The following is an 11,014-nucleotide window of genomic DNA, read 5'->3' as shown; positions in this document are numbered from 1 at the left end:
CGGGAGGGTGTGGGAGAGTAGGTCACCGCCGCACAAACACGTATGCGAGATGAAGGGGTCCAACCTTAGGGTTGGGCCCCTTTTTCGCGTTCACCACCACCACACAACACGCAACACGCAACACGACCTTCGTGCGCGACTTCCACCACACCACCCCGCCTGCACTTCCACCCCCGCCTGCACCCTCGATCCCCGCCTGCGCCTCCACCACACCACCCCGTGCGCGCCACCACCCCCGCCTGCACCTCCACCACACGACCCCCCTCGTGCACCTCCACACGCCAACCCGCCAGCCGGGCCTGGCCACCCCGCCAGCCGGGCCTGGCCACCCCGCCCCTTGCGGCCACCTTGCCCCGGGCGGGGTTCGCCGCACCGTTCCGGCGAGGGCCCGCCGGCCCCCACCTCGCCCTCCCCACCCACATCACCGCCCTCCCACCTCGCCTCGCCGCCCTCCCACCTCGCCTCGCCGCCCACCCACCCCTCGAGGCCCCACCCTCGACACCGACCCATTCCCCGCCACCTCCCCGACGCTTGTCCGGCGCTTGTCCGGCGCCGGTGCGGCGAACACCCCCACGGGCGCGAACGGCGCAACGCGCACGGCGCTCGGGTCCGTCTCGTTGCTTGTCCAGCGCCGGTTCTGGGAGAGCTCGGGCGGCGTGTCGGGCGGGCGTGTTCGATGCAGCGCGTACGCGGTGGCCCAGATTTGCCGGTACCCGGGCGTCTCGAGTGTCTGAATCCCGCCGCTTGTTCAGAGGGCGGTGCGGCAAGTGGCCGAAGAGCGTGAGCCGAAGAGCGTGAGCGGTGCGGATGTGTGCAACAGCGGGGCGGTGATGGACTGGGGTTTGGGCGGGTGAGTGTGTAGCCGCGGGGCGTGTGTAGTCGTGGGGCAGTGTGCGGCAGCTGGATGCCTTGGGTTTGGATGGCGCGGTGTGCGGCAGTGGGCTGGCTGGGGTTTGGATGAGCGGCGGCAGCGGGCTGGCTCGGGTTAGACGTGGAGGTGGCCGGAGGTGATGGTGATGGCGTGGCCGGCCAGGTCTACTCGGGGGCTGCGGAGGGTGACGTGGATGAGGCCGCCTCGTTGGGATAGCTGGGCGGCGGTCATCGTGGTGCGGGACAGCCGCGGAGCCCAGTAGGGGGCCAGGGCGCAGTGGGCGGACCCGGTTACCGGGTCTTCGGGGACGCCGCCCTTCGGAGCGAAGAAACGGGATACGAAGTCCGTGGAAACGCCGCGGGCCGTGACGATTACCGCACGTGCCGCCAGGTGTGACAAGGCGGTGATGTCCGGGGATAGGGTGCGGACTTGTTCTTCGGATTCGAGCTCCACCAACAGATCGTCTTTTGCGGTGCTGACCTGCACCGGGACGACGCCGAGCGCTTTTGCCAGGCCGTCAGGAGGAGTGGCGGGCGTCACTTCCTTGGCGGGAAAGTCCATTGTGATCATGCCATCTGTGGTGCGATTCACAGACAGGATTCCGCTGGCGGTCTCGAATTTGAGTTGGCCGCTCGCGGCGCCGGTCGAAAACAGGACGTGGGCCGTGGCGAGGGTGGCGTGCCCGCAGAGGGAGACCTCGACAGCGGGGGTGAACCAGCGCAGTGAATTGTCCAGCAGGAATGCTGTCTCCGACAGGCCGATCTCGGCCGCTACCGCCTGCATCCAGGCCGCGGGCGCGGAGGACTCCAAGAGGCAGACCGCGGCTGGATTACCCCTGAACGCCACATCGGTGAAGGCGTCCACGGTGTAGACACGCATGGTTTGGATGCTATAGGCCGCTTGTAATCCAGCTGCAACCAGGGTGCTAGCCGTACAAAATGGAATAAGTGCTGGGCGTGTCGCATGGCGAACGAGGAGTCGTCGGTTACCGTCCAATGTGTGGGGACGTGCCGATTACGGTGAGTTCCTGAGGAAAGGACATACCGATGGGGGCAGTGCGCAAGGTGGTGAGCTACCTTGGCCTGGGCGGCGTCGATCCTTACGACGAGGCCTACGAAGAAGAGCAGTACGAAGACGAGTACATGCCGGCGTCCGAGAGGGCGGCGAAGCGGTGGAGGTCCACCTCTGAGTCGTCACGCATTGTGATGGTGCAGCCGTTGAAGTACAACGACGCGCCGATGATCGGTCAGCACTTCCGCGAGGGGCAGACGGTCATCATGGACGTCACCGGCATGCCGATGCCCGAGGCGACCCGGATGGTCGACTTCGCCGCGGGACTTGCCTATGGGTGTGAAGGGCGGATCGAGCGCATCGCCGACCGTGTCTTCCTGCTCGCGCCGGCGCACGTGGAGATCGAGACCACCTAGCTAGGCGGCGCGAGGGCCGCGGCGGATCAACCGGTTGACATCGGTTGAGTCCTCCGCTGCCTGTTTGGCGCGGGCTTCGGCCTCGCGGGCGTAGGAGTGGAGAGCCCACACCGCGCCGTCGGCGAGTTCGCGAAGCTCGCTGAGTTGAGCGGTGACGTAGCGACTGTCCGCTTCGTTGGCCTGGTGGCGTTGGCGAAGAAGCCAGCCTCCCAGGCCGAGCATGGCCACGCCCAGCACTGCGAACAGGCCATGAACCACGAAGGCGACCACGGCGGCCACGCCGAGGGCGAGCAGCGCGTACGCCGCGATCGGCGGCCGGCGCGAGATGACGCCCGTCGCCACGATCTCTTGTTCCGCCTGTTCGAACGATTCCTGATCCGGCCCTTCCGGGTGGAGCACGATGCGGTGCCCCAGGAGCGACACGGTGACGGTCGCGGGCGGCACCAGCTGGGTGTCGGACTCCAGTTCGTCGGCGAACTCGCGCAGGATCGGCGCGGCCACGTGCAGGGCGATCGCCGCGAGGTGCGGATCGGCGCCGGGACGCAGGTCGTCCAGCAGATGCGCGGTCAGCGATCCCATGGGGCCCTCGGGGCCGCCGAGGCCGATCAGCGAGCGCAGCACCGCGATCGGCTCGTCCTCCGCCCAGGTGGTGGCGGGGCTGCCGGCGCTGTTCGTGAGCGGGGTGGAGGCCTCCTGGTCGGCCTGTTTGGCCGAGGTGATCTCGGCGCAGCGAGCGCGTAGCCGGGCGAGGCGGGCGGCGGCCTGCGCGGGGCGGGCCAGTTCCGGGATCTCCGCCATTTCCGGAAAGTCCACGAGCGACTCGGGCACGACCACCGACGGCTCGCCGGGCGCGAGCGCCTGCACCCAGGCGCGCGGGTCGGCTTCTTCCTGTACGGCCAGCGCATCCAGCTTCCGGAGCACGAAGATCTTGCCGGCCGGGCCGTACGCGCCACGGGCGGCGGCCAGCCACAATCCACGCTGCCCATGCGTGACGGGCCGCTCGGTGGACAGCTCGCCAAAGGCGGTGCCGAGCCAGGAGGCGTGGATGCGGCCGCCGTGGCCGGCGACGGCGAGCGCGAGGCAGAGGAACAGCGCGGTCTTCTGCTGGTCGCGGCCGGCGGCTCTGGTCAGGGGTTCGATCGGATCGTCGCCGGACAGGATGGTGACGAGTGCTTCCACGGCGGGCGGCAGCCAGTAGCTGGGCACGTCGTGGAGTTCGTGTGTCTGGGGCGGCGCGGAGCCGTTGGCGGCCAGGTGCGCCAGCAGGGCCTCAGCGTAGCGGTGAAGCTCAGTCGCAGCTGGGGGGCTTGCGGTCAGATCCGTGCTCAAGGCGGAAACTCCCCCAAATATCGGCCTCACATTCATGACCGCGTAAAGCCTAGCCGGGGGGCGCGCCAACCAGAGGGAGGCGCGCCCACCGCGGCGTCCGAAGAGAGTGAGAACCCCTCCAGACCTGGGCGAAGCAGACGTGCACGTTAGCACGACATGTCTTACATACGGTCGGGTACCGGGACGCCCAGGAGGTCGAGTCCGGTTTCGATGACGCGCAGGGTCAGCGCGCACAGGGCCAGCCTGGACGCGCGGGTCTCGGCGTCGACGCCTTCCTTGAGAACCGGGCACTGCTCGTAGAAGGTGCTGAACAGGCTCGCGATCTCGAAGAGGTACGCGCACAGGCGATGGGGCTCGATCAGGCTGCCCACCTGCTCGACGACGCTGCCGAACGACAGCAGGTGAAGGGCCAGCGCGCGCTCGGCCTCCTCGCCCAGCAGGATCGGACCGGTCACCGCGGCGGCCTCGATTTCGCCCCTGCGGAAGATCGACCGGATCCGGGCGGTGGCGTACTGCATGTACGGGCCGGTGTTGCCGGTGAAGCCCAGCATGCGGTCGAAGTCGAAGACGTACTCGCTGTCGTGGCTGACCGACAGGTCGGCGTACTTCACCGCGCCCATGCCGACGCCGTGGGCGATCTCGGCCTTGGTGGTCTCGTCGTAGCCGCGGTCGTCGATGGCGGCCGTCGCCCGGTCCACCGCTTCGTGCAGCAGGTCCATCAGCTTGACCGACGCGCCGGAACGGGTCTTGAACCGCTTGCCGTCCTTGCCGAGCATCATCCCGATCTGGATGTGTTCGGCGGAGACGGTGTCGGGCAGCCAGCCGGCCTGCTCCGCGGCGGCGAACACCATCCGGAAGTGGAGGGCTTGGTCGGCGCCGACGACGTAGAGGATCCGGTCGGCCTTGAGGTCGTCGACCCGGTAGCGGATGGCGGCCATGTCGGTGGAGGCGTAGCCGTAGCCGCCGTCGCTCTTCCTGATGATGAGCGGCAGCGGCTTGTCGTCGGAACCGGTGAAGCCGGGCGGGAACAGGCAGAGCGCGCCCTCGCTGATGACCGCGACGCCCATCGCCTGCAGGTCGTCACAGGTCTTTTCGAGCATGGGGTTGTACATGCTCTCGCCGGCGATGTCGGCGTCGGTGAGCGTGACGCCGAGCATGTCGTAGAGCTTGTTGAAGTAGCGGATGGTCGCTTCCATGAAGACGTGCCAGAGCCGCATGGTCTCGGGGTCGCCGGACTGCAGCGTGGTCACCCGGACGCGCGAGCGGGTCTTGAACGTCTCGTCGCCCTCGAACTTGGCGCGCGCCGCCTGGTAGTACTCGGTGCTGGCGCCGGCTTCGAGCTGCGCGACGGCGGCGTCCTCGCCGATGTCCAGCAGATGCTCGATGAGCATGCCGAACGGCGTGCCCCAGTCGCCCAGGTGGTTCTGCCGGATGACGGTGTGGCCGAGGTGCTCCAGCGTGCGGGCCATGGCGTCGCCCACGATGGTGGTGCGCAGGTGGCCGACGTGCATCTCCTTGGCCGCGTTGGGCGCGGAGTAGTCGATCACGATGCGCTGCGGCGGCGTGCTCTGGCCGACGCCCGCGCGGGGGTCGGCGAGCATGCGCCCGGCCTCGCCGGCGATCCAGGAGGAGTCGAGCGTGATGTTCAGGAAGCCGGGACCGGACACCTCCACCGTGCCGGGGAAGTCCGACATCTGCGCGCTGATGGCCTCGGCGACCTCCCGCGGCGCCCGTCGCAGTCGCTTGCCCAGGCTCATCGCGACGTTCGCCTGGAAGTCGGCGAACTGGGAGGGCCGGATCAGCGGGTCTGCGTCGGCGTACTCGGCGCCGAACGCGTTGGCCAGCGCCTGCTGGACGCGCTCGGTGAGCACTAGCTGCGGGTCGGTCATGCCTTAAGGGTACCGGTGACCTTGACCGCGATACTGATGGCGACGGCGGCCACCGCGGACACTCCGAGCGCGAGCAGATCGTTGCTCACGTCGGAGGGCGCGAGCGCGAAGAACCACCTGGTCAGCGGTACGGCGAAGGACACGGCGAACAGCACGGCCATGGCCGCGATCAGCACGATCTTCCACCACAGCAGCGGCCGCGCCACCAGGACCAGCACCCACCAGGTCGTGAGGAAGAGCGTGATGACCGCGGTGGTGCGGTCCTGGATGAGCGTGGACGTCCCGGAGTGCGCCGCCCAGAACGAGAAGAACACCGCCGCCGCGCAGATCACCCCAGCCGGTACGGCGAAGCGCAGCACCCGTGGCACGAACCCGGGCCGGGACCGCTCGTCGCTGGGCGCCAGCGCCAGGAAGAACGCCGGAATGCCGATGGTCAGCGCGTTGACCAGCGTCGAGTGCCGCGGCTCGAACGGGAACATCAGCCCGAGCACCCCCACCAGCAGCGACAGCACGATGGCGTAGAAGGTCTTGGTGAGGAACAGGTTCGAGACCCGCTCGATGTTGGCCAGCACCCGCCGCCCCTCGGCCACGACGTGCGGCAGCGTCGCGAACCGGTTGTCCAGCAGCACCACCTGCGCCACCGCTTTGGTGGCCGGGCTGCCCGCGCCCATGGCGATGCCGAGGTCGGCGTCCTTGAGGGCGAGCACGTCGTTGACGCCGTCGCCGGTCATCGCGACCGTGTGACCGCGCGACTGCAGCGCCCCGACGAACTGCCGCTTCTGCACCGGTGTGACCCGCCCGAAGACGGTGTTCTTCTCCAGGATGTCGGCGAGCTTTTCCGGGTCGTTCTCGGGGAGCGTGCGGGCGTCCACGGCGCGCTCGCCGCCGGGGATGTCGAGCCCGACGGCGATGGCGGAGACGGCCTCGGGGTTGTCGCCGGAGATGACCTTGACGGTGACGTTCTGCCGGGCGAAGTAGGCCAGCGTCTCCTTGGCGTCGGGCCGGATGCGCTGCTTGAGCGTGATGAGCGCGACGGGCTCCGCCGTGCCCTCGCCGTCCAGCGACGAGGTACGGCACAGCGCCAGAACCCTCGCCCCGGTCGCGGCCAGTTCGGCGGCCCCCTCGAAGCCCTCGCTACCCGGTTCGAGAAGGATGTCCGGAGCTCCGAGCACCCACGGGCCGTGCTCGGCGAAGTCGGCCCCGCTCCACTTCCTGGCCGAGGAGAACGGCACCGCCTCGGTGGCCGCCCATCCCGACGGCATGGACGGGAAGCGCTCCTTGATGGCCTGCGCGGTCGGGTTGGGCCGCGGGTCGACGTTGGCCAGGGCGGCGAGGGCGTCGTCGACCGGTTCGCCGCCGCGCAGCGGGAGCACCTCGTCGAGGTCCATGCCGCCGGCGGTGAGGGTGCCGGTCTTGTCGACGCAGAGCACGTCCACGCGGGCCAGGCCCTCGATGGCGGGCAGTTCCTGGACCAGGGTGTTGCGCTGGCCGAGCCGTACCACGCCGACGGCGAAGGCGATCGAGGTCATCAGCACCAGGCCCTCGGGGATCATGGTGACGATGCCGGCGACCGCGCCGGTGATGGCGGTGCCGAAGTCGGCCTCGTTGCGTACCTGGCTCCAGATCAGCAGCGCGCCGATGGGGATGACCAGGTAGGTGACGTACCTGATGAACTTGGTGATGCCGTCGCGCAGTTCGGAGTGGGCCAGGCCGAACTTGCTGGCCTCCTCGGTGAGCTTGGCGGCGTAGGCCTCGGCGCCGACCTTGGTGGCGACGAACGCGCCGCTGCCCGCGACCGCGAAGCTGCCGGACAGCACCTCGTCGCCCGGCTGCTTGTGTACGGCGTCCGCCTCGCCGGTGAGCAGCGACTCGTCGATCTCCATCCCGTCGGAGGCCACGACCTCGCCGTCGACCAGCAGCCGGTCGCCGGGACCGATCAGGATGAGGTCGCCCCGGACGACCGCGCGCGGCTCGATCTCCTGGTCCCTGCCGTCGCGGCGGACGCGGACGGGCGCCTCGTTGACCACGGCCAGCTTGTCGAGGGTGGCCTTGGCGCGTAGCTCCTGGACGATGCCGATGAGCGCGTTGAAGACGATGACCAGGCCGAACAGGCCGTTCTGCCACTCGCCGAAGATCATGATCAGCGCCCAGAGGATCGCGATCACCAGGTTGAACAGCGTGAACACATTGGCCCTGATGATGGCCCACAGCGAGCGGCTGGAGCGCCGCGGTGCGTCGTTACGTGGCGCGACGGCCACCTGAGCGGAAGTCAGCCCGTCCACACAACCCCCCGATGTTGTGGATCACCGGGCAAAACACTACGGGGTCACCACAGACGATGGGTGCGGTGGGTGGCGGCGACGCGCTCGCCGACGCGGGTGACGATGCCGCCCTGGGCCAGGTCGGCGGCGAGCTGGCAGGCGGCGCTGACGCTGGGCGCCTTCGACGATCCGTGCGCGATGACGACGGTGCCGTTCAGGCCGAGGAGCACGGCGCCGCCGTAGGCCTCGGCGTCGAGGCGGCGGTTCAGTTCGCGCAGCGTGGAGCGTTGCAGGATGGCGCCGAGCTTGGCCATGCGGCTGTCGCCGATGGCCTCCCTGAGCTCGCCGAAGGCGTAGCGGACCGAGCCCTCCATCGTCTTGAGCGCCACGTTGCCGGTGAAGCCGTCGGTGACGATCACGTCGGCGGCGCCGGTGAGCAGGTCGTAGCCCTCGACGTTGCCGACGAAGTGGAGGGAGGGGGAGGCGAGGAGGAGTTCGTGGGCGCGGCGGACCAGTTTGTTGCCCTTCTCCGCCTCGCTGCCGATGGTGAGCAGGGCGACGCGGGGTTTGCCGATGCCGTAGGCGGTTTCGGCGTAGGCGGCGCCCAGGTGTGCGAACTGGACCAGCATCTCCGGTTTGACCTCGGCGTTCGCGCCGGCGTCCAGGAGGAGGGCGGGGTTGGGGCGGGTGGGCAGGGCCACGGCGATGGCCGGGCGCAGCACGCCCTGCTGGCCCTTGAGCCGCAGGCGGCCGGTGGCCACGATTCCGGCCGTCGATCCGGCTGACACGACCGCGCCGGCGTTGCCCTGCCGTACCAGGTGGCAGGCGATCGCGATGCTGGAGCGGGGGCGGCGCAGGCTCGCCAGCGCGCCCTCGTCCATCGCGAGGGCTTCCTCGGCCCGCACGATCGGGATCTCCTTGGTGGCGCCGTGGTCGGCGAGGCTCTCGTAGAGCACGCGGGGCGGGCCGACGAGCACGACGGAGAGGCCGCGTTCGCGCACGGCGTGGACCGCGCCGCCGATGATCTCGTGCGGCGCGTGGTCGCCGCCCATGGCGTCCAGTGCGATCGGCTTAATGTCGGACAACTCTCACCCCACACGCATCGTAGGCAGGTGGGGCGGCAGCCGTTACGCCAGGTTCCAGTCTGAGACCCCGCGCGTCACGATGACCTTGGAAAACGCGGACGTGCCTGTCACCCGGATGAGGGGCCCGTCGCCCTCGACACCGCCGGAGACGTTGCGCTTGCCGAACGCCGAGCCGCCCTCGTCGACCACCCTGGCGTTGTCGGGCACCCGGACGATGACCTTGCTGAACCGGGCGGCGATCTGCAGCGTGATCTCGCGGCCGGGCAGGACGGCGTCGGACAGGTCCACGATCATCGCGCCGAAGTGCGCGTTCAGCCGGGTGTGGCGGGAGGCGACCCAGCGTCCCCTTCTGATGATCTTGCTGAAGGTGGAGTTGATGTTCTGACGCTCGACCACGACGGGAGTGGAGGCGCCGGTGACGTCGGGCAGGTCGCGGGTCAGGGGGAGGAGTTCGCCGACCGTTTTGGCGGAATATGTGACATCCAGCCGGTCCGCGTGCTCGACTGTGGTGAGTCGTCCAGTGGCCAGGGCCTCGCTCAGCACCGCGGCGACTCGATCGCGGTCGGCATCTGAGGCACGCAGGACGGGATCGTCGGTCACAAACTGCAGTGTATGCCCTCTCGCGATATGTCGCGATAGGCAGTCCTCAGGAGAATCTTGGGTCCCAGCGGAACCAGAAGTGGCTTCGCACGCGTCCGGGTATAAGAACCCTAGACGCACGACTGGGTCGAGAGGTTTACATCCGATCGAACAAAAAAGATGGGAAAGGCCTAGTGATCTTGAACCAGGCAGGAACGCGACGCTTCCGGGCGTACACGTCCAAGCACCTCGACGAGCTGTTGCTGCGTGCGGGGCTCAGCGAGGAGGAACGTCTGAAGGTGCGCGCCGTCGCGACGGTGCTGCCCTTTCGGACCAACGCCTACGTCGTGGATGAACTCATAGATTGGTCGGCAGCGCCCGACGACCCGATATACCGCCTCGTCTTCCCGCTGGCAGACATGCTGCCGGCGGCCGACGTGGCCAGGCTCGCCGACCTTCTCAAGGCCGACGCGCCCACCGCCGAGCTGAACGCGGAAGCCAACAAGGTACGCGCGCAGCTCAACCCGCATCCCGCGGGGCAGATGGAACTCAACGTCCCGCGCATCGGCAGGGAACCGGTGCCCGGCATGCAACACAAGTACCCGGAGACCGTGCTCTTCTTCCCCAAACAGGGGCAGACCTGTCACGCGTACTGCACGTACTGCTTCCGCTGGGCCCAGTTCGTCGGCGACGCGGACCTCAAGTTCGCCTCCGACGACATCGACCAGCTGGTGGCGTACGTGCGCCAGCATCCCGAGATCACCAGCGTCCTGCTCACCGGCGGCGACCCCATGATCATGGGTGAGTCGGTGCTCAAGCGCTACGTCGAGCCGCTGCTGGAGGTCGAGCAGCTCGAATCCATCAGAATCGGCACCAAGTCGCTGGCCTACTGGCCGCAGCGATTCACCACCGACCCGGACGCCGACGACACGCTCCGCCTGTTCGAGCAGGTCGTCGCGGCCGGGAAGAACCTCTCCTTCATGGCCCACTTCTCGCACCTGCGAGAGCTGGACTCGCCGCTGGTGGAATCCGCAGTGGAGCGGATCCTCGGCACGGGGGCGACCATCAGGACGCAGGCTCCGCTGATCCGGTCGATCAACGACGATCCGGCCATCTGGTCAGGCATGTGGAAGCGGCAGCTGCGTATGGGGATGATCCCGTACTACATGTTCGTCGAGCGCGACACGGGACCACAGGACTACTTCGCGGTTCCGCTGGCCGACGCGTACGAGGTCTTCCGTGAGGCCTACGCCTCCGTCTCCGGGCTCTGCCGCACGGTGCGCGGGCCTTCGATGTCGGCCACGCCCGGCAAGGTGTGTGTGGACGGCGTCACCGAGATCGCCGGCCAGAAGGTCTTCGTGCTTCACCTCATCCAGGCACGCGACCCTTCGCTCGTCGGCCGGCCGTTCTTCGCTCAGTACGACCCGCAGGCCGTCTGGCTGACGGACCTGCGCCCGGCCTTCGCCGACAGGTTCCCTTTCGAGACCGGCGTCGCCACCGCCAGGCTGTCCGCCTGAGCGGTTCAAACCGAGCCCCCAGCCCGTGACCCGGTGGTGACGGGCCGTCTGGGGGC

The 11,014-nt window shown here is 68.8% G+C and carries 8 protein-coding genes; 2 read left to right on the top strand and 6 right to left on the bottom strand.

Features of this window, described 5'->3' with window-relative positions; translation table 11 throughout:
* Positions 1-985: 985 nt before the first annotated feature.
* Positions 986-1,750, bottom strand: a complete 765-nt coding sequence (locus tag ACIBI5_RS53585) for a PhzF family phenazine biosynthesis protein (protein WP_397259471.1) — start codon at positions 1,748-1,750, stop codon at positions 986-988.
* 167 nt (positions 1,751-1,917) lie between these two features.
* On the opposite strand from ACIBI5_RS53585, the gene ACIBI5_RS53580 reads away from it, so the two are divergent.
* Entirely contained in the window at positions 1,918-2,298 is a 381-nt protein-coding gene (locus ACIBI5_RS53580; RefSeq protein ID WP_184976456.1) for a cell division protein SepF, read from the top strand.
* Here ACIBI5_RS53580 and ACIBI5_RS53575 read toward each other — a convergent pair whose 3' ends face one another.
* From ACIBI5_RS53575 to ACIBI5_RS53555, 5 genes are all read right to left on the bottom strand, one after another.
* Complete coding sequence (locus tag ACIBI5_RS53575; protein ID WP_397259469.1) at positions 2,299-3,627, bottom strand: hypothetical protein; 1,329 nt, start codon at positions 3,625-3,627, stop codon at positions 2,299-2,301. It abuts the gene before it with no gap.
* 161 nt (positions 3,628-3,788) lie between these two features.
* The gene (gene argS, locus ACIBI5_RS53570; RefSeq protein WP_397259467.1) at positions 3,789-5,516 is read right to left on the bottom strand and encodes an arginine--tRNA ligase; all 1,728 of its coding nucleotides are present in this window, start codon (positions 5,514-5,516) and stop codon (positions 3,789-3,791) included.
* Positions 5,513-7,798, bottom strand: coding sequence for an HAD-IC family P-type ATPase (locus ACIBI5_RS53565; RefSeq protein WP_397259465.1), 2,286 nt, complete (start codon positions 7,796-7,798; stop codon positions 5,513-5,515). The genes argS and ACIBI5_RS53565 overlap by 4 nt, the downstream gene beginning before the upstream one ends.
* A gap of 44 nt (positions 7,799-7,842) precedes the next feature.
* Positions 7,843-8,862, bottom strand: a complete 1,020-nt coding sequence (gene plsX / locus ACIBI5_RS53560; RefSeq protein ID WP_397259463.1) for a phosphate acyltransferase PlsX — start codon at positions 8,860-8,862, stop codon at positions 7,843-7,845.
* A gap of 42 nt (positions 8,863-8,904) precedes the next feature.
* On the bottom strand, positions 8,905-9,462 hold the full coding sequence (locus tag ACIBI5_RS53555) for a DUF1707 domain-containing protein (protein ID WP_397259461.1): 558 nt from the start codon (positions 9,460-9,462) through the stop codon (positions 8,905-8,907).
* Between the two features lie 173 nt (positions 9,463-9,635).
* On the opposite strand from ACIBI5_RS53555, the gene ACIBI5_RS53550 reads away from it, so the two are divergent.
* A complete protein-coding gene (locus tag ACIBI5_RS53550) occupies positions 9,636-10,958 on the top strand; it encodes a KamA family radical SAM protein (protein ID WP_397259459.1) in 1,323 nt (440 codons plus the stop codon).
* Positions 10,959-11,014 lie beyond the last annotated feature (56 nt).

It is taken from the genome of Nonomuraea sp. NPDC050540 (assembly GCF_044457485.1).
In the GTDB taxonomy this organism is placed as follows: domain Bacteria; phylum Actinomycetota; class Actinomycetes; order Streptosporangiales; family Streptosporangiaceae; genus Nonomuraea.
The sequence above is the reverse complement of the archived record's forward strand: the minus strand, read 5'-3'. Positions and strand labels throughout refer to the sequence as shown.

What these genes read in the sequence shown, in the direction of transcription:
- ACIBI5_RS53585 (WP_397259471.1), bottom strand. Translation starts at nt 1,750, where the DNA reads ATGCGTGTCTACACCGTGGACGCCTTCACCGATGTGGCGTTCAGGGGT.
- ACIBI5_RS53580 (WP_184976456.1), top strand. Translation starts at nt 1,918, where the DNA reads ATGGGGGCAGTGCGCAAGGTGGTGAGCTACCTTGGCCTGGGCGGCGTC.
- argS (WP_397259467.1), bottom strand. Translation starts at nt 5,516, where the DNA reads ATGACCGACCCGCAGCTAGTGCTCACCGAGCGCGTCCAGCAGGCGCTG.